Genomic DNA, 25,004 nt, shown 5'->3' with positions numbered 1-25,004 from the left:
TCGCCTGACCAAGCCCAGAACGCCCAAGACGAATGGGATGGTGGAACGCTTCAACGGCCGCATCGCTGATGTGCTCAAGACGCACCACTTTCATAGCGGGGAGGACTTGGAGCAGACTTTGTTGCGGTATGTGCAGCTCTACAACCACCACTTGCCCCAATCAGCCCTGCAGAGCAAGACGCCTATGCAGGCTATGAGTGGGTGGTACGATTCATACCCTCATTTGTTCCATCGGCGGCCTTATGATCGTCCGGGACTGGACAACTACACACTGCATATTGCCGACACCCATCTCGACCCAAACATTCACGTGGAACGCAGACTGAATTTCAAATTGGAATTAAATGTCAAAAAGGTCAATTTCGTCGTCTGGCTACCCCAAACAGCCCATCAAGCCGACGATTTCGCTGAATTGATTGTGCGCTACAAGTCGTGTTTCTTCGGCGCAGAAAAAGAGGGCTATCTCCGAAATGGGGAGCCGCTTTACGGCGAAAAACCAGGCCACGCCGGCATCGTTTTCATCAAGGCGCTGGGTGACGATTTTTTGCTGAACCCGGCCGAGCGGCTTTATTTTGTCCAGGACTTCGCTTTCTTCATTCGCGGCTTGCTGGACGCCGAGGTGGCCGATGGCAAATAAAAGCGTCCTCGTCACCGGAGGTGCTCAACGCCTCGGCGCCCTCATTTGTCGTCAGTTCGCGCAGGCCGGCTGGGAGGTCTGGTGCCATTTTCAGCACTCCGAGGAAGCCGCCCAGCACCTGTGCGCCGAGCTTCGTGCGGCCGGCGTACAGGCTCACCCCATTCGAGCCGATCTGGCGGATGAGGAGCAGCGCCAGCAAATGGTGCAGCAAATCACCGCGCAGACTGGCGCACTGCGCTGCATCGTCAATAACGCCTCCACTTTTGAACCCGACAGCGCAGAGCGACTGAACGTCGCGACGACGCGCCAGCAACTCGAGGTGAACCTGCTCGCGCCCTTATCTTTGTCCAGCCTCATGGCCAGGCAGCCGTATCCCTCCCCGTCGAACGGCGAGCGCAGCATCCTCCACGTGCTGGATCAAAAGGTATTCAACCTGAACCCGGACTATTTTTCCTACACCCTCTCCAAACTCGCCCTTGAGCGCTCCGTCGCACTCCAAGCGCAGGCTTTGGCGCCTTCGATACGAGTGTGCGGCGTCGCTCCTGGGCTGATGTATCTCAGCGGGCCGCAAACACAGGACAATTTCGACGTCGCAAGTCGCATCAACCTTCTACGCCAGCCTACGGACCCTCGGCAAGTCGCAGCCACCTGCTTGTTCCTGGCAGAAAACCCCTGCATCACCGGAACCACGGTTGCCGTGGACAATGGGCAGCACCTGATTCCGCTGCCCCGCGATGTGATGTTCATCGTCGAAGACCTGCTGAAAGGGAGTACCAATGCTTGATCCCTTGGCGCAACTCGCCTTGCATTGCCGCCGCATTTTTCTGACCAACCATGTCGTCGACGTGCGCATTGGTGCCCATGACTTCGAAAAAAGCCAAAGCCAACGGGTGATTTTTAACGTGGAACTGTTCGTGCCTTATGGGTATTCGACACCCCGCGCGGATCGCTTGGCGGAAGTGGTGGACTACGACTTTGTGCGCCACGTGATCGCCCGACGCGTGCAAAAGGGTCACATCGAATTGCAAGAAACGCTGTGCGACGACATTGCCGCCGAATTGATCGGTCACCCGCAAGTCCAGGCCGTTCGGCTGTCCACCTGCAAGCCCGATGTCTATCCAGACACCGAAGCAGTGGGCGTGGAGGTGCTGCATATCAAACAGGGGACGGCATGACCGCCGCCGGCACCCAAGTCCTCAGCCTCACGGGCTTGCGCTTCGACGCCAATCTGGGCATCCTCGCGCACGAGAAGAACGCGCCGCAGCCCATCCAGGTCGATGCCGAACTGCACCTGGGCCTGCAGCCGCTGGCGCCGCGCGACGACCATATCCACAACGTGCTCGACTACCGGCGCGTGCGCCAGATCATCATCGACGAGTGCACGGCCGAGCATGTGAACCTGCTCGAGAGCCTGATCGGCAAGCTCGCGCGGCGGCTGCTGCAGTTGCCCGGCGTGCTCGGCGTGCGCGTGAAAATCGCCAAACTCGAAATTTTTGCCGACTGCGAAGTGGCCATTCGCGTCGAAACCGGACAGTGGTAAACCCATGCACACAGCACACACCAGCACCTGGGGCGAGATCGCAGAGGACATCCGCGCCGATAGCCCCGCCGACGCCCCCAACGAAATCTCCACCGACAGCGCCCACGCCGCAGTTAACGCCGAAGCTAAGGGCAGCGCCTCCAGCGGCGCGCCGCGCCTGAAGATCGAGCGCGAGGCGCGCAAGCTCGAAAAGCGCCTGTGCCGCGAAGTCGGCCGCGCGATCAGCGACTTTCGCATGATCGAAGAAGGCGACAAGGTCATGGTCTGCCTCTCGGGCGGCAAGGACAGCTACACGCTGCTCGACATCCTGCGCAAGCTGCAGGCGCGCGCGCCCGTGCGCTTCGAGCTCGTCGCGGTCAATCTCGACCAGAAGCAGCCGGGCTTTCCTGCGCATGTGCTGCCCGAATACCTGCGCAGCACCGGCGTGCCCTTTCACATCGAAACCGAGGACACCTACAGCATCGTGCAAAAGCTCGTGCCGCCGGGCAAGACCACCTGCAGCCTGTGCAGCCGGCTGCGCCGTGGCATCCTGTACCGCGTCGCGAACGAGCTGGGCGCGACCAAGATCGCGCTCGGCCACCACCGCGACGACATCCTGCAGACGCTGCTGCTCAACATGTTCTTCGGCGGCCGCATGAAGGCCATGCCGCCGAAGCTCGCGAGCGACGACGGCGAGCACGTGGTCATCCGCCCGCTCGCCTACGTGCCCGAAAAAGACACGGCGCGCTGGGCCGCGTACCGCGCATTTCCCATCATCCCGTGCAACCTCTGCGGCAGCCAGGAGAACCTGCAGCGCAAGCAGATCGGCGACATGCTGCGCGAGTGGGACAAAAAATTCCCCGGCCGCCTCGAGAGCATGTTCCGCTCGCTGCAGCACGTCGTGCCCTCGCACCTGCTCGACGGCGCATTGTTCGACTTTCAAAACGTGCGCGCCACCGGCGTGGCCGACGCCGAGGGCGACAAGGCCTTCGACGCCGAGGAGCTGCCCGCCATGCCCGGCCCTTCGGGCCTGCCCGGCGTGCAGGTGGTGCAGCTCGGTTGACGCGGGCTTGCGCTCGATGGGCACAGGCACGCACCTCGCAGCCACTACGCAGCCACTACGCAGCCACTACGCAGCCCCAAGGAGTTTCCATGCGCCCGCTACGCTCTTTCTTCTTGCTGTTGTGCCTCAGTCTCATGGGTTTGCTGCTCGCCGGCTGTGCGGGCACGCGCCTCGTCGATTCAGACGTGCAGGCCTTCTCGCAGCTGCAGGTGCTGCCGGTGCCCACCACCTACCGCTTCGAGCGCCTGCCCTCGCAGCAGGCTTACAGCGCGCAGCAGGACAAGGTGGAAGCGCTCGCGCGCGAGGCGCTGGCCAAGGTCGGCCTCATCGAAGACCCGCGCGCGCCCTATTTCAGCGCACAGGTCTATGCGCGCACCGACCGCCTGCTCGCGCCCGACTATTACTGGTACGACCCATTTTGGGGTGGTTGGGCTGGCTGGGGCAGCGGTTTTTACGGCGGCATTTCGATGCGCTTTCCGCCGCCCACAGAATACCGGCGCGAGGTCGGCCTGATCCTGCGCGAAAGCGCGAGTGGCCGCGTGGTCTATGAAACCCACGCCCAGCACGACGGCGTGTGGAGCGACGACCTGCCCGTCTTTGCCGCGATGTTCGACGCCGCGCTGCAGGGCTTTCCGACCCCGCCCGCAGGCCCGCGCCGCGTCAACGTCGAAATTCCGCGCTGAACATCGCCACATCCTTTCATCCCAGATTGTCCATTAGGCGGTGCTGCGCACCTACGCGGGCGCGGGCGGGCTGCTGGCGGTCATTTGGGCCGATGCAAGGAAACCCGTCATTGCGAGCCCCGCAGGGGCGCGGCAATCCAGTCCCGTCCTTAGCAGCGTGCGCAGGCGCTGTTTCGACGGCCCCATGGATTGCCGCGGGCCTTCGGCCCTCGCAATGACGGGGAATGGTCATCCCGCGTCCTAATGGACAATCTCGGTTCATGCAAGCCACCCGCATCCTCGCCATCCGCCACGGCGAAACCACCTGGAACGCCCAGGCGCGCATCCAGGGCCACCAGGACATCGCGCTCAATGCCACCGGCCAGTGGCAGGCGCAGCGCCTGGCGCAGGCGCTGGCCGGCGAACCCGTGCGCGCCATCTACGCCAGCGACCTGCAGCGCGCCTACCGCACCGCGCAGGCCGTGGCCGACGCGACGGGCGCGCCGCTCGTGCCCGAGCCCGCTCTGCGTGAGCGCGGCTTTGGCATTTTCGAAGGCCGCACTTTCGCCGAGGTCGAAGCCGCCTGGCCCGAGCATGCACGTCGCTGGCGCGAGCGCGACCCGCACTATGCGCCCGTGGGCGGCGAGTCGCTGCACACGCTGCGCGCGCGCGTGACCGAAGCCGTGCAGCGCCTGGCCGCGCGCCATGCGGGCGAGCTGATCGCGCTGGTGGCGCACGGCGGCACGCTCGACGTGCTGTACCGCGCCGCCACGGGACAAGACTTGCAGGCCCCGCGCACCTGGCAGCTCGCCAACGCCGCGATCAACCGCCTGCTCTGGACGCCGCAGGGCCTCACGCTCGTGGGTTGGGCCGACACGCAGCACCTCGAGGGCGCAGCACGCGACGAGAGCGCGGGCTGAAGCCCTGCATCGCAATGAAATAAATAGCATCTAACGCGCTCTGGATCAGCGTAAATGGGCGATTTCGTTTAAAAAAGCCCGCCCGCCGCCTGCGGCGGCGCCACGCCCAGGTGCCGGTATGCCGCGAGCGTCGCGGTGCGCCCGCGCGGGGTGCGCTGCAGGTAGCCTTGCTGGATCAGGTAGGGCTCGATCACGTCCTCGATCGTGCCGGGCTCTTCGCCTATGCTCGCGGCGATGTTGTCCAGGCCCACGGGGCCGCCGTCGAAGCGGTGGATCACGGCTTCGAGCAGCTTGCGGTCCATCACGTCGAAGCCCAACGGATCGACGTCGAGCAGCGCCAGCGCGCGGTGCGCGATCTCGGCGCTGATGCGGCCGTCGCCCTTGACCTCGGCGTAGTCGCGCACGCGCCGCAGCAGGCGGTTGGCGATGCGCGGCGTGCCGCGCGAGCGCCGCGCGATCTCCAGGCCGCCGGCCTCGTCCATGGGCACGCGCAGCAGGCCCGCGCTGCGCTGCACGATCAGCGCGAGCTCCTCGGGCGTATAAAACTCCAGCCGCGTGACGATGCCGAAGCGGTCGCGCAGCGGGTTCGTGAGCATGCCCGCGCGTGTCGTGGCGCCCACCAGCGTGAAGGGCTGCAGGTCGAGCTTGATCGAGCGCGCCGCGGGGCCTTCGCCGATCATGATGTCGATCTGGTAGTCCTCGAGCGCGGGGTAGAGGATTTCTTCGACCACGGGCGAGAGGCGGTGGATCTCGTCGATGAAGAGCACGTCGTTCTTCTCGAGGTTGGTGAGCAGCGCCGCGAGGTCTTTGGGCTTTTCGAGCACGGGGCCGCTGGTCTGGCGCAAGTTCACGCCGAGCTCGGCCGCGATGATGTGACTGAGCGTGGTCTTGCCCAGCCCCGGCGGGCCGAACAGCAGCACGTGGTCTAACGCCTCGCCGCGCTGGCGCGCCGCGCCGATGAAAATCTCGAGTTGCTCGCGCGCCTTGGCCTGGCCCACGTATTCCTGCAGCAGCTTGGGCCGCAGCGCGCGCTCGAGCGCCTCCTCCTGCGGTGAGGCCGGCGCCGCCGAAACTACGCGCCGCGTGGCGGCAGGGGATGGTGCAGAACTGAAGTCGTCGGTGTGAATGCTCATGGGCGCAAGCATGCCACGGGACGCGAGTGCCTTAGAGGCGGCATTGCCCTCGCGCCGTCATTGCGAGGGCCGCCAGGCCCGCGGCAATCCATACGGCCTTGGATTCGGCGCCTGCGCCCTTTGCAAAGGCAGGACTGGATTGCCGCGCCCCTGCGGGGCTCGCAATGACGGGTGTCTCGGCAACGTGCAAACCCTCACCATCATCCGGCGCCCTGACGCCTGACAATGGGACTCAAGGCAGCTTCGCGTCGCTGACGCAGGCGCTGCTCGCGGGTGCGAGCCACTGCTTGAGCCCTGCCGCGAAAGCGAGGTCGAAGCGCCCGAAAAAGTCCATGCCGCCGCTGACCGTGCAGCTCGCGCTGCCCGCCGTGAGGTGCGCGACGAGATAGCGCGCGCCGTTTTGGCCCGCAAACAGGCCGCCGCCGCTGCTGCCGGGCGCCGTGGCGCCGCTGCTCCACTGCACGCCGAGGTAGTTGTCGCTGACCGACGCCGCACCACTGCAACTGAAACTGCCGCCATCGGCCGAGAGCGTGCAGCTGCTGAACTGTTGCAGGCTGCCCAGGCTGAGCTTTTGCCAGTCGCCGTTCGGGTGGTGCAGCAGCGCCGCGGCTTGGCCGAGCAGGGGCGTGTACGCGTCCCAGCCGGCAAAGACAGCGCCGCTCGGCGGGGCTTCGTTGAGGCGCATCAGCGCCGTGTCGGTCGCGCCATCGGTGGCGAGCAGCGTAGCCCCGCCTTTGAGGGTGCTCGCGCGTGCGTCGAGGCTGGCGCCTTTGCAGGCCGCGGCGCGGAAAAACCAATACGTGGTGAGCGTCGAAGCCACGGTCTGCGACGGGATGCAGTGCCGCGCGCCGAGAAAGTACGGCGTGCCGCTCGATGCCGTGTCGTTGAGCAAGGTGCCCGTGCACAGATAGCTCGTGCCCTGGTCAACGAACAGCATGCGCGCGACCGCGTTGCTTTCATTGGCGTAGTCGGGGTTGCAGGCGGTATCGACTTCGCAGAAATCGGCCGTGCCGGCCTTGGGCACGATGGCTGCCGTGCCGCCCGATCTGGCCGCGGACGATGCCGCGCCCACAGCAGCGTCTGCCAGCGCTTGCGGCGCGACGCGAAAGTGCGACAGCTGCGGCACTGCGATGCGCAGCGCAGCGGGGTCGGTACCCGCGGGCAGTTCGACTTCGAGCACCACCGTGTCGCCGCCGACGTCGGGGCTCCAGTAGGTGCGCGCGGCGGCGCTGCTGTCGCCCGCCTGCTGGTTGCGTGCGATGGTGGCGAGGATTTCGCTGCCCGTCACGCCATACGATGCCGCGCCATCGGGCGTATAAAACCGCAGCACCGCTTCGGCAGGCATTTGCTCCACCACGATACCCAGACGCAGGCCCTGCGCCCCCGCTGACTGAAAGCGCAACGCCGCGACCTGGCTGCCGTCGGCGAGCGTCTGCCACGCGAGCAGCGCCGCCGTCGCCGCTGTGCTCGCGCTTTGTGGCAGGCTGCGCGCCGGGCCTATGGTTTGCACGCCGGGCATGCGCGAGGTGTCGCCCGCGTCGACGCCAAGCGCTGCCAGGCGCACCGTGCGCAGCGCCGCACTGGCCGGCATGCGCGGGCGTGCGACGGCGCTGGCGGCCTTGGTTTGGACGGTGCTGGGGCGATACGCCTGCACACGCAGCGGCGCCACTGCCGCGGCCTTGCAGGCGGCATCCACGCTGGGGGAAGGGCTGGAGGCAGCGTCCGCCCCCCCGCCCCCGCAGGCTGCGAGGAGCGCTGCGAGCGCGAGGCTGCCCGCGGCCTTCCACTGCCGCGCCCACACTCGCATGGCGCCCTGCGTAGGATGGGAAATGGCGCCGTTCATCCCGCGAAGCAAGGCGGTGCGGTTGCGCATAGGAGCCTCCAATGAAGATGGGTGCAAGGAGTTGGAAGAAAAAGGGCCAGGCAATCGTACTGCGGGGCGATGACGCAAGGCGCCGGGGCGGGTGGTAGCCTTGCGGAAGGCTGCAAAGCCCTCACGCCAGCGTCTTGAGCGCGAGCTTGATGCCCTCGCTCACGCCCACCTCGGGCGGCAGGGCCTTGAGCGCGGCGTTCGCCTCCTTGTCGTTGTAGCCGAGCGCGAGCAGCGCCTGCAGGATGTCGGTGTGCGCGTCGCTGCGCGCCTGCGCGGGCGCCAGGCCCAGATCGGGCGCGAGCTTGCCCTTGAGTTCGAGCAGCAGGCGCTCGGCGGTTTTCTTGCCGATGCCGGGCACCTTGACGAGCCGGCCCGGCTCCTGCTGCGCAATCGCCTGCGCGAGCTCGGCCACGCTCAGGCCGCTGAGCACCGACAGCGCCGTGCGCGGGCCCACGCCCGCGACCTTGATGAGCTCACGAAAGGCCGCGCGCTCCGTCATCGTGGCAAAGCCGTAGAGCAGCTGCGCATCCTCGCGCACGATGAACTGCGTGAGCAGGCTCACGCGCTCGCCCACGCCGGGCAGGTGATAGAAGGTGCTCATGGGCACGAGCACCTCGTAGCCCACGCCCTGGCAGTCCAGCAGCACCTCGGGCGGGTTCTTTTCGAGCAGGGTGCCGGTCAATTTGCCTATCATTGCGATCCTTTGCCGGTGGCAAGCGGCATGCCGCCACCATTTTTTGTCCTGATCCTGGCGTCCGAAAGGCTGCGAACAAGCCTTGCAATGGCCGGGAATGCGTCCCAAATTATCCGCGTGATCCTGCGCCACACTTTTACCCCCCACAACAACACCCGGCTCACGCACCTGTGCGGGCCGGCCGACGCGCACCTGCGCACCATCGAAGCGGCGCTGCAGGTGCGCATAGCGCACCGCCACGAGCAGTTCAAGGTCGATGGCCCCAAGGCCCAGGCCACGCAGGCGATGGAGCTTTTGCAGGCGCTGTACGAGCAGGCCGAGCAGCCGCTGGGCGAAGACCTGCTGCAGCTCATGCTCGCGGGCGACAGCAGCCTGATCGAGCCGCCGCCCGACGCCATCGTGCTTAGCACGCGCCGCGCCGACCTGCGCGCGCGCACGCCGCGCCAGGGCCTGTACCTCGACAACATCGCGCAGCACGACATCACCTTCGGCATAGGCCCGGCCGGCACCGGCAAGACTTACCTGGCCGTGGCCTGCGCGGTCGATGCGCTCGAGCGCAGCGCGGTGCAGCGCATCGTGCTCACGCGCCCGGCCGTCGAGGCGGGCGAGCGCCTGGGCTTTTTGCCCGGTGACCTGACGCAAAAGGTTGACCCGTACCTGCGCCCGCTGTACGACGCGCTCTACGAGCTCATGGGCTTCGACAAGGTGCAAAAGGCGTTCGAGCGCAACGCGCTCGAGATCGCGCCGCTGGCCTTCATGCGCGGGCGCACGCTGAACAACGCCTTCGTGATCCTCGACGAGGCGCAAAACACCACGCCCGAGCAGATGAAGATGTTCCTCACTCGCCTGGGCTTCGGCGCCAAGGCCGTGGTGACCGGCGACGTGAGCCAGATCGACCTGCCCAAGGGCGCGCCCAGCGGCCTGATCGACGCCGAACACGTGCTCAAGCGCGTGCAGGGCATCGCGTTCACGCACTTCACGAGCGCCGACGTGGTGCGCCACCCGCTGGTCGCGCGCATCGTCGATGCCTACAGCGCCCCGCGCGGCCGTGCGCCGGCAGCGCCCTGAATAAGGTAAGGCCGTGCTGAGCGGCTCGGATTATTCCTATTTTGATAGCTGCTAGCGCACGTCCCACCTGCGTTAGATGCCATTTTGACCATGAAAAATCTGACCCTGTCCCTGCAGTTCGCGCACTTTGACGGCGTGGCCGCGCACCGCGCCGCGCTGCCGCGCCACCGCGTGCAGCGCTGGATTCGCCATGCGCTCGCGCGCGACGCCGAGATCACCGTGCGCATCGTCGGCAGCGATGAAGGCCGGGCGCTGAACCGCGACTACCGCCACAAGGACTACGCGACCAACGTGCTCACCTTCGACTACGCGCAGGAGCCCGTGGTGCTGGCCGACCTGGTGCTGTGCGCGCCGGTGGTCGAGAGCGAGGCGCGCGCGCTGGGCAAGCCCCTGGCCGAGCACTACGCGCACCTGATCGTGCACGGCACGCTGCACGCGCAGGGCTGGGACCACGAAACCAGCGAGGCCGACGCGCAGGCCATGGAAGCGCGCGAGTCCGAAGTCCTGCGCGGCCTGGGCCTGGCCGATCCTTACCAGCGCAGCGATCCCTAAGCGCCCAGACGCGGGCCGCAAGCGGGCCGCAAGGCGCATCGGACAAGGCCGCGCCGCTTGGCGCGCATGTGCGGGCGCATGTGCAGACATGGGGGTATGCAAAGTGTTGTCGTTATCATCGCGCACCTCCTCCCCGCGCCTTTGCCATGTCACCCTTCGCATTCGGGCCTACGCGCCGCTGCGTGCTGAGCAGTGCGGCGGCTGCCGTGCTGGGCGCCGCTTTGCCTGGCCGCGCCACGGCCGCGCTGGGACGTGTGGCAGACCTGCGCATTCTTGCCTGGCCCGGCTACGCCGACGATGACCTGGTGCAGGACTTCGAGCGGCGCCATGGCTGCCGCGTGGCGGTGAATATCGTGGCGTCCGACGAGGTTTTGTGGCAGCGCATGCAGGCGCGGCAGGGCGGCGACTTCGACGTGCTGGCGCTCAACACGGCCGAGCTGCAGCGCTATATCCAGGCAGACCTGGTGCAGGCAGTGCCGCGCGCGGCGCTGCGCTCGCAGCCCGAATGGCAACCGCGCCTGCGCGATCTCTCAGCCATAGGCGGGCTGGTGCGGGGCGTGCAGGTGTTCGGTGTGCCCTTCGTGTTTGCCGACATGGGCCTGATCCACGACCTGCGCCAGATGCCGCAGCCGCCCCAAAGCATCCGGGCGCTGTGGGATCCGCGCTGGCGCGGGCGCGTGCTGGCCTACGACAGCGGCACACACAATTTCTCGCTTGCGGCGCAGGTGCTTGGCGCGCCTTCGCCGTTTCGGCTGCGCGAAACCGATTGGGTGCCCGCCGTGGAACAGCTCGTGGCCTTGCGCCGCAACGCCATGGGTTTTTACACCCAGCCGGAAGAATCGGTCGATTGGTTCATGCGCCGGAAAGCAGCGCTGATGTTTGCCAATTACGGCACGCAGCAGCTGCAGCTGCTGCGCGCGGCGGGCGCAGAGGTGGGTTACGCCCTGCCACGCGAAGGCGCGCTGGCCTGGCTGGACTGCTGGGCCATCAGCCGCCAGGCGCACGACACGCAGCTCGCCGCCGCCTGGATAGACCACATGCTGGGCACTGCAGCCGCCGCGGTGATGCGGCAACGCCATGGCTTGTCGCATGTGCGCACCAAGGCTGCGCCAGACGGCACGCAAGGATTGTGGTGGCTGGAACCCCCCGAGGACACCGCACGGCGCAACCGGCTCTGGCGCCGCATCGTCGCGGGTGACCGCGTTTCCCGGGTGCTGCTGCCATGAAGCTGCGCATGGCCCACAAGCTCGCCCTGCTGCTGGCGGGCATCGGACTGGCGGCGGCTTTGGCGATGGCCGTACTGGCCGAGCGCGTCAGCCGCACATTGCTGGTCGAGGGTGCCCAGGAAGCGCTGCTCACCTCCACGCAGGTGCTGGCGCGGCGCGTGGCTGTCATGCACGCCAATGTGGCGCGCGATCTGCGCATCGTGGCGGAGCACCCTTTGACTGGGCGGGCCCTGAAAAACAGCGAGGCCGATGCCGCCGACAGGCTCGCACAATGGTTCGACGTCAGCATGCGCAGCCAGCCGGCGTACTTCCAGATGCGGCTCATCAGCGCCGCCGACTACGGCCTGGAGCGCGTGCGCATAGACCGCCATCAAGGCCAGCTGCTGCGCATCGACGGTGATGCCTTGCAGGAAAAGGCCCACTTCCCCTACGTGTCCGAGGCGCTCGCGCTGCCCGCGCAGGAGATGTTCAGCTCAGAGATCGCCATCAACCACGAAGACGGCGCACACGATGGCCTGGAGCAGCCCACCGCGATATTTTCCATGCCCGTGTACGCACCGAACGCACCCAATGGCAAAGCCCTGGGCGTGGTGGTGATCAATGTGGACTTGCGCAATACCTTTGCCCTGCTGGCGCAGGACCTGCCCAAGCCATACCAGCTGTTTTTGGCGAATGGAGAAGGAGACATCCTGCTGCATCCCAATGCGACGCTCACCTTCGGCTTCGACCGTGGCGAGCGCCACCTCATCCAGACCAGCATGCCGGCCCTCGCGGCCGTAGTGGGTGGCTCCACCGACCATGCAGTGCTCGACTTCAACCTGGACACCAGCAAACCCATGGTGGCCGCATTCACGCGCATAGAAGGCGCGCCCCATGCAGCGCCGCCATCACGCACGCTGATCCTCGGTCTGGCCCAGCCCGCGAGCGAGGTATTGGCGCGCGCAGAACAGTTGCGCCGTGCCCTGCTGGGCCTGGCCGTGCCGGTAGCCATGGGAAGTCTGGTGTTCGCGTTCCTGCTGGCGCGCACCTTTACCCGGCCGCTTGCACAACTCGAGCGCGCGGCGCACGGCTTCGGCCAGGGAGACATGGCCACCGACCTGCCGGTCGATCGCCACGACGAAATCGGCACGCTGGCACGCAGCTTCGCCCACATGCAGTACCGCGTGGGCGACCAACTACAGACCCTGCGCGAAAACCAGCAAACCCTCGAGCACCTATCGCAGCACGACAGCCTGACCGGGCTGCCCAACCGACGCTTTTTCATGCAGCTGCTCGAGCAGGCCCTGGTGCGTGCACAACGCCACGGACTGACCGTGGACCTGATGTTCATCGACCTCGACGGCTTCAAGCCCGTCAACGACCAGTTTGGTCACGAATGCGGCGACCAGGTGTTGCAGACGGTGGTGCACCAATTGCGCGCCGGCCTGCGCCAGGCCGACATCCTGGCGCGCCTGGGCGGCGACGAATTCGTCGTGCTGCTCGACGGCACGCCAGACCAAGATACCTGCGAGACTTTGGCTGCCAAGGTCATCGAGCTGATCAGCGCCCCGATCGCGATCTGGCAGGGGCACACCACGGTGCGGGTAGGCGCGAGCATCGGCCTGGCGCGCTACCCGCAGGACGGCCGCACCGCCTCCGAACTGCTGCAAAGTGCAGACCGTGCCATGTACGCCGCCAAGGAGGCCGGCAAGGGGTGCTGGCGCTTTGCTGCATCGGGCAGCCAGGGCGCGTCCTGAAACCACGATTGCCACAGCCCCTTTCACCTCTCTCAACGTGGGGCGCAGCACCCAGCGCCATCCGTCTCAACCGACCGGCCCACCCCTCACTGAAACGCCACCTCGGCAAAGCTGCGCAGCTTGCGGCTGTGCAGGCGCTGCGCGCCGGCGGCGCGCAGGATGTCGATCGCGTGCATGCCTATGCGCAGATGCTGATCGACGCGCTCGCGGTAGAACTGGTTGGCCATGCCGGGCAGCTTGATTTCGCCGTGCAGCGGCTTGTCGCTCACGCACAGCAGCGTGCCGTAGGGCACGCGGAAGCGAAAGCCGTTCGCGGCGATGGTGGCGCTTTCCATGTCGAGCGCGACGGCGCGGCTCTGGCTGAAGCGGCGCTGCGGGGTGTTGCCGGGCAGCAGCTCCCAGTTGCGGTTGTCGGTGCTGGCCACGGTGCCGGTGCGCATGATGCGCTTGAGGTCGGCGCCGTGCACCTGCGTGACCTCGGCCACGGCCTGTTCGAGCGCCACCTGGATTTCGGCGAGCGCCGGGATCGGCACCCACAGCGGCAGGTCTTCGTCGAGCACATGGTCTTCGCGCACGTAGGCGTGGGCGAGCACGTAGTCGCCGAGTTGCTGGCTGTTGCGCAGGCCCGCGCAGTGGCCCAGCATCATCCAGGCGTGCGGGCGCAGCACGGCGATGTGGTCGGTGATGGTCTTAGCGTTGGCCGGGCCGACGCCGATGTTGACCATGGTGATCCCGCTGCCGTCGGCGCGCACCAGGTGATAGGCGGGCATTTGCGGCAGGCGCGGCGGCGGGGCGCCGCGCTCGTCACCGGCCTCGGGCGGCAGGCCCGCGCGGCGCGTGACCACGTTGCCGGGCTCGACGAAGGCGCAGTAGTCGCTGTCGGGCCGCGCCATTTCGGCGTGCCCGAGGCGGATGAATTCGTCGATGTAGAACTGGTAGTTGGTGAACAGCACGAAGTTCTGAAACCACTCTGGCAGCGTGCCTGTGTAGTGGCGCAGGCGGTGCAGCGAGTAGTCCACGCGCGGCGCGGTGAAGAGCGCGAGCGGTTTGGCCTCGCCGGGCACGGGCTCCCAGGTGCCGTTGGCGATGCCGTCGTCCATGGCGGCGAGGTCGGGCAGGTCGAACAGGTCGCGCATGCGCAGGCGGCGCTCGGGGCTCAGCGCGCCTTCAAAATAATCGTCTTCGGCGAACGAGAAGTGCACCGGGATGGGCTGCGTGCTCGTGCCCACTTCGAGCGCCACGCCGTGGCTTTGGCGCAGCAGCTGGAATTGCTCGAGGTAGTAGCGCGCGAACAGGTCGGGGCGCGTGAGCGTGGTTTCGTAATGCCCTGGCCCTTCGACGAAGCCGTAGGCCAGCGCCGTAGGCGCGCGCGCCACGGTGTCCACGTGCAGGCGCACGAAGGGGTAGCAGGCGCGCACGGGCTGCGGCGGCGTTTCGCCGGCCACGAAGCGCCCCATGGCGGCGCGCAGGTAGTCGATCTGCTGCTGGTAAATCTGCTGCACCTGCGCCAACGCTGTGGCCGGGTCGGTGTGGCGGGTGGGGGCGATGAAGGCGGGAGGTTCGAACATGGTGGTATTGTCCACGCGCGCGGCTCTGGGCTCTGTTCTGTGCGTGCATGGGGCGGTGCCGCGGGTTGAGATGAAAGGCAAATGGTGATGGAGACTTCGGGTGGCCTGACTTCGGCCTGGGCGGCGCTGGCGAGCGCGTTTGGCTGCGGTTTGCTGATGGGCATAGAGCGTGAGCGACGCAAAGGCACCGGGCCGCACCGCGCGCTCGCGGGCGTGCGCTCGTTCACGCTGGCGGCCTTGGCCGGCGCGGCGACGGCCATCCTGGCCATGCCGGCATTGCTGGCCGTGGGGGCGCTGTTCATGGCGATTCTGGGCGCCACGGCCTATGCCAAGGACCGTTCGGGCGACCCGGGCGTGACCACCGAGATCGCCCTCTTCCTCGCCTACGTGATCGGCGCCATGTGCACACAGGACCAGCTGCTGGCCGCGGCGCTGGCCGTGGCCGCCACGGGCTTGCTGGCGGCACGCGAGCGCCTGCACAACTTCGCCAACACCTGGCTGCAGCCCGGCGAGGTGCGCGGCGGCCTGATCCTCGCGGCCCTGATCCTCATCGTCGCGCCGCTGATGCCCGACCGGCCGCTGTGGGGCGAGGTGCTGAACCCGCAGCTGCTGGTGCGCCTGCTCGTGGTGCTGCTCCTGATCCAGTCGCTCGCGCACCTTGGGCGGCGGCTGCTGCAGGCGCGCCAGGCGCTGACGCTGTCGGCGTTGGCCTCGGGCTTCGTCTCGAGCACGGCCACCATCGCGAATCTGGGGCTGGAGCTGCGCGCGGGGCGCGGCACGCTGCGCGCGCAGGCGGGCGGGGCGGTGCTCTCGTGCGTGGCCACCATGCTGCAGATGCTGGCCGTGGCCGCGACCATTCAGCCGGCCTGGCTGCCGCAGCTGGCGGCGCCGGCGCTGGCTTCGGCGCTGGTGGCCGGCGTGTATGGCAGCTGGCTCGCGCACACGGGCCTGGCAGGCGCGGGTGAAAAACCGGCCGCACAAATGCCTGCCGACACGCCCATGTTCCGCCTGCGCGACGCGCTGGTCATCGCAGTGCTGCTCACAGCCGTGCAGGCCGGCGTCTATGGCCTGGGCCTGTGGCTGGGCGACGCGGGCATGATGACGGGCGCCCTGCTCGCGGCGCTCGCGGACTTGCATTCGGTCATCGCCGCGCTGCTCGCGCACGGCGCGCCGGGTACGCCCGCAGCACCCATGGTCGAGCGCACCCTGATGGCGGCCACGCTGGTGCACGCGCTGAGCAAGAGCGGCATGGCGCTGGTCAGCGGCGGCCCCCGCTATGCGCTGGCGGTGGTGCCGGGTGTGCTCGCGCACACGCTGGTGTTCGTCTTGGGTCTATGGCTTTTGTGAGCCCTGCGCGCGCTCTTGCCGCCACTCTTGCTCGAGCGCATCGAGCACCGGGTACGCGCCCGGCAGCACCGGGCTGACCTGCAGCGGAAAGTGCTGCCAGGCCATGGTCTGGCCCTCGCGCATTTCGAATGCGCCGCTCCAGCGGTACACCTTGCACCAGTGCAGGCGCACGCGCGCGTGCGGGTAGTCGTGCTCGGTCACGCGCCAGACGCTCGCCGGGCCTATGGTGATGCCCAGCTCCTCGTGCAGCTCGCGCCGCAGCGCCTGCTCCACGGTCTCGCCGGCTTCAATCTTGCCGCCCGGAAACTCCCAGTAGCCCGCATAGGGCTTGCCGGGCGGGCGTGTGGCCAGCAGCAGCGCGCCGTCATCGCGCAGCAAAATGCCCACGGCCACTTCGGTGTGCGCGCGCTGCGGCGCTTGCGGGCTGTTTTGCGCCACACCCACCGCCTGAGCTTGCGGCGGCGCCACCGGCTCAGGCGCTGGCGACGCCATGGCGGCCCGCAAAATCGCGCGCAAACTGGTAGGCCACGCGCCCGCTGCGCGAGCCGCGCTCCAGCGCCCACACCAGCGCCTCGGCGCGCGCGGCCTCTATGGCTGGCGCCGGCACGCCCAGCGCCGCGAGCCACTGGCGCACGATGACGAGGTATTCATCCTGGCTGAAGGGGTAAAAGCTCACCCACAGGCCAAAGCGCTCGGAGAGCGAGATTTTTTCCTCGACCACTTCGCCGGGGTGCACTTCGCCGTCCTCGCTGTGCTGGTAGCTGAGGTTTTCCTTCATGTATTCGGGCAGCAGGTGGCGGCGGTTGCTGGTCGCGTAGATCAGCACATTGGGTGTGGCCGCGGCCACCGAGCCGTCCAGAATCGACTTGAGCGCCTTGTAGCCGGGCTCGCCCTCCTCGAAGCTCAGGTCGTCGCAAAAGACGATGAACTTTTCCGGGCGCGCGGCCACCACCTCGACGATGTCGGGCAGGTCGGTCAGATCGCTCTTGTCCACCTCGATCAGGCGCAGCCCCTGCGCGGCAAAGGCGTTCAGGCAGGCTTTGACGAGCGAAGACTTGCCCGTGCCGCGCGCGCCCGTGAGCAGCACGTTGTTCGCAGGCCGGCCCTGCACGAACTGCTCGGTGTTGCGCACGATTTTTTCCTTCTGCGCGTCGATTTCCTGCAAATCAGACAGGCGCATCGCCGCGACATGGCGCACGGGCTCGAGCACGCCGTGGCCGTTGCTGCGCTTGCGGTAGCGCCAGGCGATCGCGGCGTCCCAATCGGGGGCCGAAAGAGGCTGCGGAAGAATGGACTCGATGCGGCTGATGAGCTGTTCGGCGCGCACGAGCAGATGCTCGAAATTTTGGTTCATTTTGGCCTCTAGCGCTTATGTATCCAGCGCAAGCAGCTATCGTTCAAGTAGCTTTTCAAGAGCGGTAGTCGGCGTTGATGCTCACATACTCGTGGCTCAGGTCGCAGGTCCAGACCGTCTCGGCGGCCGTGCCGCGCCCAAGCAGCACGCGCACGGTGATTTCGCTTTGTTGCATCACGCGCTGGCCGTCTTCCTCGCGGTAGTCGGGGTGGCGCCCGCCCTGCTGGGCCACATGCACGTCGTCGAGGTACAGGTCTATGCCGCCCTGGTCGAGGTCCGCGATGCCCGCGTAGCCCACGGCCGCGAGAATGCGGCCCAGGTTGGGGTCGCTCGCGTAGAAAGCCGTCTTGACCAGCGGCGAATGCGCGATCGCGTACGCCACCTTGCGGCACTCCTCGGCGTCGCGCCCGCCTTCGACGCGCACCGTGATGAACTTGGTCGCGCCCTCGCCGTCGCGCACGATGGCCTGCGCGAGCTTTTGCGCCACCTCGCGCAGCGCGGCAAACAGCGCCTGCCCCTCGGCGCTCGCCAGCGAGGTGATGGGCGCGTGCTGCGCCTTGTTGGTGGCCAGCACGATGAAGGAGTCGTTGGTCGAGGTATCGCCGTCGATGGTGATGCGGTTGAACGAGGCCTCGGCGAGCGCGAGCGCGATCTGGGGCAGCAGCGCCGGCGCGATGCAGGCGTCGGTCGCCACAAAGCCCAGCATGGTCGCCATGTTCGGGCGGATCATGCCCGCGCCCTTGCTGATGCCCGTGACGGACACCGTGGCCGCGCCCAGGCGCAGCTGCGTGCTGAAGGCTTTGGGCACGGTGTCCGTGGTCATGATGCCTTCGGCGGCGCGCGCCCAGTGGCCGGGCGCCGCGTCGGCCAGCGCCGCGGGCAGCGCCGCGATGAGGCGCTCGTGCGGCAGCGGCTCCATGATCACGCCCGTGGAAAAGGGCAACACCTGCGCAGGCGCGATGTCCAGCAGCCGCGCGAGCGCGATGCAGGTGGCGTGCGCGCGCACCATGCCGTCGGCACCCGTGCCCGCGTTGGCGTTGCCGGTGTTGATGAGCAGCGCGCGGATCGGCTGCCCGCCGGCGAGGTGCGCACGGCTGATCTGCACGGGCGCGGCGCAAAAACGGTTTTGCGTGAACACGCCCGCGACGCTCGTACCCTCGTCGAGCAGGAACACTGTGAGGTCTTTGCGCGCGGCCTTGCGGATGCCGGCTTCGGCCACGCCGATGCGCACGCCCGCGATGGGGTGCAGCTCGGCAGCGACGGGGGGCTGGAGGTTCACGGGCATGGGGGTTCCTTTTTCAAAAACGCTAGGGAAGCGCTGCACGCTGCGCTGGTGCAGCCAGCCATGCGGGCGCGCTCAACTTAGCTCAGCCTGCCGTGGCACTGCTTGTATTTTTTGCCGCTGCCGCAGGGGCAGGGATCGTTGCGGCCCACGCGCACGCCCGGCGGCAGCGTGAGCGGCGCGCTCGCAGCCGGCGCCTCTGGCGTGACCTCGACCGCGCCGGTTTCGGTGGGCGCGGTGTAGGTGACGTTGGCGATACGCTCGCCACGGCTTTCGAGCTCCTCTGCGGCGGCGTCGAGCTCGCTGCGCGACTGCACCTGCACAGTCATGAGCGTTTTGGTGACCTCGCTCTTGACCTGATCGAGCATCTGCCGGAACAGCTCGAAAGCCTCGCGTTTGTATTCCTGCTTGGGCTGCTTTTGCGCGTAACCGCGCAGGTGGATGCCCTGGCGCAGGTAGTCGAGCGCCGCGAGGTGGTCGCGCCAGTTCGCGTCCAGGCTTTGCAGCAGCACCATGCGCTCGAACTGCGTGAAGTTTTCGCGCCCGATCTGCGCGACCTTGGCGTCGAAGGCTGCGTGCGCGGCCTGCAGCACTTTTTCGAGGATGTCTTCGTCGGTGATGGCCTCGGACTGCGCCACCTCCTGCTGCAGCGCGAGCGGCAGCTGCCACTCCTGCGCGAGCGCTTTTTCGAGGCCCGGCAAATCCCACTGCTCCTCGACCGAATCGGCGGGCACGTACTGGCGCACGAGGTCGGTGAAGCAGTCCTCGCGCATGGCGCGAATCACGTCGGAGAGGTCGGCGGCGTCGAGGATTTCGTTGCGCTGCTGGTAAATCACCTTGCGCTGGTCGTTGGCCACGTCGTCGTATTCGAGCAGTTGCTTGCGCATGTCGAAGTTGCGCGCCTCGACCTTGCGCTGCGCCGACTCGATGCTGCGCGTGACGATGCCGGCCTCGATCGCCTCGCCGTCGGGCATCTTGAGCCGCTCCATGATGGCCTTGACGCGGTCGCCCGCGAAAATGCGCATCAGCGTGTCGTCCAGGCTCAGGTAAAAGCGCGACGAGCCCGGATCGCCCTGGCGCCCCGAGCGGCCGCGCAGCTGGTTGTCGATGCGGCGGCTTTCGTGGCGCTCGGTGGCGATGATGCGCAGGCCGCCGAGCTCTTTGACCTTCTCGTGGTCGCGCTGCCAGTCGGCGCGCAGTTGCGCGATGCGCTGCGCGCGCGTGGCCTCGTCGAGCTCCGGGTCGGCCTCTATGGCCGCGACCATTTTCTCGATGTTGCCGCCGAGCACGATGTCGGTGCCGCGGCCCGCCATGTTGGTGGCGATGGTGATCATGCCGGGGCGCCCCGCCTGGGCGATGATCTCGGCCTCTCGCGCGTGCTGCTTGGCGTTGAGCACCTGGTGCGGCAGGCCCTCTTTTTTCAGCAGCTCGGAAATGAGTTCGGAGTTTTCGATCGAGGTCGTGCCCACGAGCACGGGCTGGCCGCGCTCGTGGCACGCGCGGATGTCAGCGATGGCCGCGGCGTATTTTTCGCGCGTGGTTTTATAGACGCGGTCGAGCTGGTCTTCACGCCGGCTCGGCTTGTTGGGCGGGATGATGACGGTCTCGAGGCCGTAGATCTCCTGGAACTCGTAGGCCTCGGTGTCGGCCGTGCCGGTCATGCCCGCGAGCTTTTCGTACAGGCGGAAGTAGTTCTGGAAGGTGATCGAAGCCAACGTCTGGTTCTCGGGCTGGATGTTCACGCCTTCCTTGGCTTCCACGGCCTGGTGCAGGCCCTCGCTCCAGCGGCGGCCTTGCATCAGGCGGCCCGTGAATTCATCGACGATGATGACTTCGCCGTTTTGCACCACATAGTGCTGGTCGCGGTGGTAGAGGTGGTGCGCACGCAGGGCTGCGTACAAATGGTGCATCAGCGTGATGTTGGCCGGGTCATAAAGCGACGCGCCCTCGGCGATCAGCCCGCGGCTGGCCAAAATGCGCTCGGCCGTCTCGTGGCCCTGCTCGGTCAGATAGACCTGGCGCGATTTTTCATCGACGGTGAAGTCGCCAGGCTTGATCACGCCCTCGCCGGTGCGCGGGTCTTCCTCGCCCTCCTGGCGCACCAGCAGCGGCGCGATTTCGTTCATCGCGCGGTACAGCGCCGTGTGGTCTTCGGCCTGGCCGCTGATGATGAGCGGCGTGCGCGCCTCGTCGATCAGGATCGAGTCCACCTCATCGACGATGGCGTAATGCAGGCCGCGCTGCACGCGGTCGCGCGCCTCATAGACCATGTTGTCGCGCAGGTAGTCGAAGCCGTACTCGTTGTTCGTGCCGTAGGTGATGTCGGCGCGGTAGGCGGCCTGCTTTTCCTCACGCGGCAGGTGCGGCAGGTTGATGCCCACGCTGAGGCCCAAAAACTCGTACAGACGCCCCATCCACTGCGCGTCGCGCTGTGCGAGGTAGTCGTTCACGGTGACCACATGCACGCCCTTGCCGGCCAAGGCGTTCAGGTACACGGCCAGCGTGGCCGTGAGGGTCTTGCCCTCGCCCGTGCGCATTTCGGCGATCTTGCCGTTGTGCAGCGCCATGCCGCCAAGCAGCTGCACGTCGAAGTGGCGCATCTTCATCACGCGCTTGGAGCCCTCGCGCACCACGGCAAAGGCTTCGGGCAGCAGCTCGTCGAGCGCGGCGCCGCGCGCCAGGCGCTCGCGGAACTCCTGCGTCTTGGCGCGCAAGGCCTCGTCCGACAGTTGCTCGAGCTCGGGCTCCAGCGCGTTGATGCGCGCAACCGTCTTGCGGTATTGCTTGAGCAGCCGGTCGTTGCGACTGCCGAAGATTTTGGTGAGGAAGTTGGTGGCCATGCGCACGGGGCCGCTGCATCTGCGTGGGGCAAAAATACGGGGCGGCCGGTATTGAGAAGGGGTTTTCAGGCAGCGCCGCAAGCCGGGGTTTGCAAGTGCCTAAAAACACCGCGGCGGCAAGCGGCCTATGCCGGGGTGGCGATTTTAGAACCTAATTTTGTCCACATTTTCTCTGCGCCCAGGGGCGCCTGCGCTTGCCGCGGCTGCGGGCGGCAAACCGGGTTCGTGCACGCTCTAAACTCGCGCCTTTGCCCACACTTCTTTCACATCCCCCGGAGACCCCATGGCCCACGCCCCCTTTCACTGGGACGACCCCTTCTTGCTCGACCAGCAACTGAGCGCCGACGAGCGCATGGTGCGCGACGCCGCCGCGTCGTACTGCCGCGACAAGCTCGCGCCGCGCGTGCGCGACGCCTTTCGGCACGAAAAAATGGACACCGGCATCTTCCGCGAGATGGGCGAGGTCGGCCTGCTGGGCCCCACCATCCCCGAGCAATACGGCGGGCCGGGGCTGAACTACGTGGCCTATGGCCTGATCGCACGCGAGATCGAGCGCATCGACTCGGGCTACCGCTCCATGGCCAGCGTGCAAAGCTCGCTCGTGATGGTGCCCATCTACGAATTCGGCACCGAGGCGCAAAAGCAAAAATACCTGCCCAAGCTCGCGCGCGGTGAGTGGATTGGCTGCTTCGGGCTGACCGAGCCTGACCACGGCTCCGACCCCGGCAGCATGGCCACGCGCGCGACCAAGGTCGCGGGCGGCTACCGCCTCAAGGGCAGCAAGATGTGGATCACGAACAGCCCCGTGGCCGACGTGTTCGTGGTCTGGGCCAAGGAGGTGAGTGAAAGCGGCGCCGTGGGCCCGATCCGCGGCTTCGTGCTCGAAAAAGGCTTCAAGGGCCTGAGTGCACCCGCGATCCATGGCAAGGTGGGACTGCGCACCTCGGTCACGGGTGAGATTCTCATGGACGACGTGTTCGTGCCCGAGGAAAACGCCTTCCCCAGCGTGCAGGGCCTCAAAGGGCCGTTCACCTGCCTCAACAGCGCGCGCTACGGCATCGCCTGGGGCGCGCTGGGCGCGGCCGAGTTCTGCTGGCACACGGCGCGCCAATACACGCTGGACCGCAAGCAGTTCGGCCGCCCGCTCGCGGCCAATCAGCTGATCCAGAAAAAGCTCGCCGACATGCAGACCGAGATCGCGCTGGGCCTGCAAGCCTGCCTGCGCATGGGTCGCATGAAGGACGAGGGCACGGCCTCGGTCGAGGCCACCTCCATCATCAAGCGCAACAACTGCGGCAAGGCGCTGGACATCGCGCGCCTGGCGCGCGATATGCTCGGCGGCAACGGCATCAGCGACGAATTCGGCGTGGCGCGCCACCTCGTGAACCTCGAAGTGGTCAACACCTACGAAGGCACGCACGACATCCACGCGCTGATCCTGGGCCGCGCCCAGACGGGCATCGCGGCGTTTGCGAACTGAACCTGCGGGCCGCCCCAAAGATGCTGCGGCCAGTGCGCAGGCCACGCTCAGATCGCAGCATCTTTTGGGCTCCAAGCCCATACCCCGCAAGCATGAGCAGCTATTGAAAGAGAATCGCCTCATAGGCGCCAGCCGGAACGCGCACTAGAATCGCATCCCGACGCACATTTTTGTTTCAATGTGTGACCCATTCCGCGAAGGACCGTCATGAAAACCGTGCAGCAGGAAGTCGACGAGCGCACCCACCTCACCAGCTCGAACCAGTTCGAGCTGTTGTTGTTCAAATTGGGCAAGGACAAGGTGCTCGGGCAGTCGGAGCTGTTCGGCATCAACGTGTTCAAGATCCGCGAGATCGTGGCCATGCCCGAGATCACGCCGATCGCCGGGGCCTCGCCCTACGCGCTGGGCGTGGTGAACCTGCGCGGCCAGGTGATTCCGGTGCTCGACCTGCCCGCGATCGTCGGCTGCACGCCCGAAAAGCTCAACATCCTGCTCGTGACCGAATACGCGCGCAGCACGCAGGCCTTCGCCGTCGAGTCGGTCGAAGACATCGTGCGCCTGGACTGGAAGCAGGTGCTTTCGGCCGAAGCCAGCGGCGCCGCGGGCAAGCTCGTGACCAGCATTGCGCGGCTCGACGGCAACAAGGATGGTTCACGCCTCGCACAGGTGCTCGACGTCGAGGCGATCCTGCAGATGGTCTCGCCCAGCGCGACGGCAGACGTGGACCCAAACCAGGTGGGCGAGCGGCTGCAGCTGCCGCCCGGCGCCATCGTGCTCGCGGCGGACGACTCCTTCGTCGCGCGCTCGCTGATCGAGCAGGAACTGCAACTGCTGCACGCCCCTTGCGAAATCACCAAATCGGGCAAGGAAGCCTGGGAGCTGCTCAACGCCATCGCCCAAAGCGCTGCCGCCGAAGGCAAGAGCGTGCGCGACAAGGTGGCGCTGGTGCTCACCGACCTGGAAATGCCCGAGATGGACGGCTTCACGCTCACGCGCAACATCAAGCAGGACCCGCGCTTTTCCGGCCTGCCCGTGCTCATCCACTCCTCGCTGTCGGGCTCGGCCAATGAAGACCACGTGCGCAGCGTGGGCGCGGACGGCTACGTGGCAAAGTTCGCCGCGCAGGAATTGGCCGAAACCATACGCCGCGTGCTCAGCGCGAGCCGTTAAGCCGCGCGGGAAACCGTAGAGCCCGTAGAGCCCTCTTTTCCGACAACGATCATGCCGCTTTCCTTGCACCCTGCGCGCATCCTGCCACGGCAGCGTGCGGGTGCTGCCTACAGGGCATCCCTTGCGTTCGCGCTGGCCTGTACGGCGGGCCTGCTGCCGCTGGCCACCAGCCACGCCCAGGTGCTGCGCTGCACCGATGCGCGCACGGGCGCGGTCACCTACACCAACGACGCCTGCCCCAGCGGCAGCAGCGTGCGTGAGGTCGAGCCGCGCAAGACGCCCGAAGAGATCGCGCATGAACGCGCGCAAGCCGCCGAGGCGCTGGAGCGCAAACAGCAGCAGCTGCAGGCCGAATCAGCCGCCCAGGCCCAAGAGGAGCGGCAAAAGGCCCTGGAAGAACGTGAACGCAAACGCGCCGCGCAAGCCGCCAAGCCCAGCGCGCACGACTACGCGCATTCGGCGGCCTGCGCACGCTCGCGGCGCAACCTCGACGTGCTGGCCAGCAGCCTCGGCAGCAGCTACGAAGACCAGGCGCGCCTCGAAGCCGCGCAGCGCCAGATGGACCTCGATTGCCTCGGCCCCGAAGGCTACGCCGAAGTGGAAAAAGCGCGCGCCCTGCGCCCCGAACCCAGCGTGCCGCCGATGATCGTCGTGCCGCAACGCCGCCCAGGCTACCGCCCCGGCAATCCCGGGCACCCACCAGGCCCACCGCCAGCGCCGCCGGCGCAGCCGCAAAAACCGAGCGGATCGTTCCAGTGCGACGTGTTCCGCTGCTGGGACAGCAAGGGCAATGTCTATCCGGTGCCGCGGTGACGCTACCGATCATGAAGCTGCTTGCGCAATGCACATGCGGCTTCATGCACAAAAAGGCACTACATCC

Annotated in this window: 22 protein-coding genes and 1 pseudogene; 15 read left to right on the top strand and 8 right to left on the bottom strand. The window is 67.1% G+C overall.

What is annotated here, in order from left to right:
• The 7 genes and pseudogenes from FK527_RS02630 to FK527_RS02600 all read left to right on the top strand — a co-directional run.
• Nucleotides 1–262, top strand: a pseudogene (locus FK527_RS02630) (integrase core domain-containing protein); the annotation flags it as partial.
• Nucleotides 263–626: 364 nt separating this feature from the next.
• Nucleotides 627–1,421 (top strand): SDR family NAD(P)-dependent oxidoreductase, encoded by a 795-nt coding sequence (locus FK527_RS02625; protein ID WP_144729356.1) that lies wholly within the window; start codon nt 627–629, stop codon nt 1,419–1,421.
• Nucleotides 1,414–1,812: a dihydroneopterin aldolase gene (locus tag FK527_RS02620; RefSeq protein ID WP_144729354.1), complete on the top strand. Its 399-nt coding sequence runs from the start codon at nt 1,414–1,416 to the stop codon at nt 1,810–1,812. Before FK527_RS02625 ends, FK527_RS02620 begins: the two co-directional genes overlap by 8 nt.
• Nucleotides 1,809–2,177: a dihydroneopterin aldolase gene (locus tag FK527_RS02615; RefSeq protein WP_144729352.1), complete on the top strand. Its 369-nt coding sequence runs from the start codon at nt 1,809–1,811 to the stop codon at nt 2,175–2,177. Before FK527_RS02620 ends, FK527_RS02615 begins: the two co-directional genes overlap by 4 nt.
• 4 nt (nt 2,178–2,181) lie before the next feature.
• Nucleotides 2,182–3,219 carry a tRNA 2-thiocytidine(32) synthetase TtcA gene (gene ttcA / locus FK527_RS02610; RefSeq protein ID WP_144729350.1) on the top strand — a complete coding sequence of 346 codons (1,038 nt, stop codon included), beginning with the start codon at nt 2,182–2,184 and terminating at the stop codon, nt 3,217–3,219.
• A gap of 89 nt (nt 3,220–3,308) precedes the next feature.
• Entirely contained in the window at nt 3,309–3,902 is a 594-nt protein-coding gene (locus FK527_RS02605) for a DUF4136 domain-containing protein (protein ID WP_144729348.1), read from the top strand.
• Nucleotides 3,903–4,162: 260 nt separating this feature from the next.
• The gene (locus FK527_RS02600) at nt 4,163–4,801 is read left to right on the top strand and encodes a histidine phosphatase family protein (protein WP_144729346.1); all 639 of its coding nucleotides are present in this window, start codon (nt 4,163–4,165) and stop codon (nt 4,799–4,801) included.
• A gap of 68 nt (nt 4,802–4,869) precedes the next feature.
• On the opposite strand, the gene ruvB is transcribed toward FK527_RS02600, so the two are convergent.
• The 3 genes from ruvB to ruvA all read right to left on the bottom strand — a co-directional run bounded on the left by ruvB (nt 4,870) and on the right by ruvA (nt 8,501).
• The gene (gene ruvB, locus FK527_RS02595) at nt 4,870–5,934 is read right to left on the bottom strand and encodes a Holliday junction branch migration DNA helicase RuvB (RefSeq protein ID WP_144729344.1); all 1,065 of its coding nucleotides are present in this window, start codon (nt 5,932–5,934) and stop codon (nt 4,870–4,872) included.
• A 232-nt stretch (nt 5,935–6,166) separates the two neighbouring features.
• Nucleotides 6,167–7,807 carry a trypsin-like serine peptidase gene (locus FK527_RS02590; protein ID WP_144729342.1) on the bottom strand — a complete coding sequence of 547 codons (1,641 nt, stop codon included), beginning with the start codon at nt 7,805–7,807 and terminating at the stop codon, nt 6,167–6,169.
• A 121-nt stretch (nt 7,808–7,928) separates the two neighbouring features.
• Nucleotides 7,929–8,501, bottom strand: coding sequence for a Holliday junction branch migration protein RuvA (gene ruvA, locus FK527_RS02585; RefSeq protein ID WP_144729340.1), 573 nt, complete (start codon nt 8,499–8,501; stop codon nt 7,929–7,931).
• Between the two features lie 117 nt (nt 8,502–8,618).
• On the opposite strand from ruvA, the gene FK527_RS02580 reads away from it, so the two are divergent.
• From FK527_RS02580 to FK527_RS02565, 4 genes are all read left to right on the top strand, one after another.
• Complete coding sequence (locus FK527_RS02580) at nt 8,619–9,569, top strand: PhoH family protein (protein WP_144729338.1); 951 nt, start codon at nt 8,619–8,621, stop codon at nt 9,567–9,569.
• Between the two features lie 90 nt (nt 9,570–9,659).
• Nucleotides 9,660–10,121: an rRNA maturation RNase YbeY gene (gene ybeY / locus FK527_RS02575; RefSeq protein ID WP_425460394.1), complete on the top strand. Its 462-nt coding sequence runs from the start codon at nt 9,660–9,662 to the stop codon at nt 10,119–10,121.
• 146 nt (nt 10,122–10,267) lie between these two features.
• On the top strand, nt 10,268–11,347 hold the full coding sequence (locus FK527_RS02570; RefSeq protein WP_246072633.1) for an extracellular solute-binding protein: 1,080 nt from the start codon (nt 10,268–10,270) through the stop codon (nt 11,345–11,347).
• 8 nt (nt 11,348–11,355) lie between these two features.
• Nucleotides 11,356–13,083 carry a diguanylate cyclase gene (locus FK527_RS02565; RefSeq protein ID WP_186298359.1) on the top strand — a complete coding sequence of 576 codons (1,728 nt, stop codon included), beginning with the start codon at nt 11,356–11,358 and terminating at the stop codon, nt 13,081–13,083.
• Nucleotides 13,084–13,169: 86 nt separating this feature from the next.
• On the opposite strand, the gene FK527_RS02560 is transcribed toward FK527_RS02565, so the two are convergent.
• Entirely contained in the window at nt 13,170–14,651 is a 1,482-nt protein-coding gene (locus FK527_RS02560; protein ID WP_144729332.1) for an AMP nucleosidase, read from the bottom strand.
• Nucleotides 14,652–14,732: 81 nt separating this feature from the next.
• Between FK527_RS02560 and FK527_RS02555 the strand changes: the two genes are divergently transcribed.
• Nucleotides 14,733–15,998: an MgtC/SapB family protein gene (locus FK527_RS02555; protein ID WP_246072632.1), complete on the top strand. Its 1,266-nt coding sequence runs from the start codon at nt 14,733–14,735 to the stop codon at nt 15,996–15,998.
• Here FK527_RS02555 and FK527_RS02550 read toward each other — a convergent pair.
• The 4 genes from FK527_RS02550 to secA all read right to left on the bottom strand — a co-directional run bounded on the left by FK527_RS02550 (nt 15,984) and on the right by secA (nt 21,474).
• Nucleotides 15,984–16,490 carry a (deoxy)nucleoside triphosphate pyrophosphohydrolase gene (locus FK527_RS02550; RefSeq protein WP_144729330.1) on the bottom strand — a complete coding sequence of 169 codons (507 nt, stop codon included), beginning with the start codon at nt 16,488–16,490 and terminating at the stop codon, nt 15,984–15,986. The two genes, FK527_RS02555 and FK527_RS02550, sit on opposite strands and share 15 nt — an antisense overlap.
• A complete protein-coding gene (locus tag FK527_RS02545) occupies nt 16,471–17,352 on the bottom strand; it encodes an ATP-binding protein (protein ID WP_144729328.1) in 882 nt (293 codons plus the stop codon). The genes FK527_RS02550 and FK527_RS02545 overlap by 20 nt, the downstream gene beginning before the upstream one ends.
• Before the next feature lie 55 nt (nt 17,353–17,407).
• Complete coding sequence (gene argJ / locus FK527_RS02540) at nt 17,408–18,637, bottom strand: bifunctional glutamate N-acetyltransferase/amino-acid acetyltransferase ArgJ (RefSeq protein WP_144729326.1); 1,230 nt, start codon at nt 18,635–18,637, stop codon at nt 17,408–17,410.
• A gap of 77 nt (nt 18,638–18,714) precedes the next feature.
• Nucleotides 18,715–21,474 carry a preprotein translocase subunit SecA gene (gene secA / locus FK527_RS02535; protein ID WP_144729324.1) on the bottom strand — a complete coding sequence of 920 codons (2,760 nt, stop codon included), beginning with the start codon at nt 21,472–21,474 and terminating at the stop codon, nt 18,715–18,717.
• Between the two features lie 283 nt (nt 21,475–21,757).
• Between secA and FK527_RS02530 the strand changes: the two genes are divergently transcribed.
• The 3 genes from FK527_RS02530 (at nt 21,758) to FK527_RS02520 (ending at nt 24,937) form a co-directional block, all read left to right on the top strand.
• The gene (locus tag FK527_RS02530; RefSeq protein ID WP_144729322.1) at nt 21,758–22,954 is read left to right on the top strand and encodes an acyl-CoA dehydrogenase; all 1,197 of its coding nucleotides are present in this window, start codon (nt 21,758–21,760) and stop codon (nt 22,952–22,954) included.
• Between the two features lie 207 nt (nt 22,955–23,161).
• On the top strand, nt 23,162–24,124 hold the full coding sequence (locus tag FK527_RS02525; RefSeq protein WP_144729320.1) for a chemotaxis protein: 963 nt from the start codon (nt 23,162–23,164) through the stop codon (nt 24,122–24,124).
• A gap of 51 nt (nt 24,125–24,175) precedes the next feature.
• Nucleotides 24,176–24,937 carry a DUF4124 domain-containing protein gene (locus tag FK527_RS02520; protein ID WP_144729318.1) on the top strand — a complete coding sequence of 254 codons (762 nt, stop codon included), beginning with the start codon at nt 24,176–24,178 and terminating at the stop codon, nt 24,935–24,937.
• The last annotated feature ends 67 nt before the right edge of the window (nt 24,938–25,004 follow it).

It is taken from the genome of Extensimonas perlucida, assembly GCF_007655255.1.
GTDB classification, from domain to species: domain Bacteria; phylum Pseudomonadota; class Gammaproteobacteria; order Burkholderiales; family Burkholderiaceae_C; genus Extensimonas; species Extensimonas perlucida.
The sequence above is the reverse complement of the archived record's forward strand: the minus strand, read 5'-3'. Positions and strand labels throughout refer to the sequence as shown.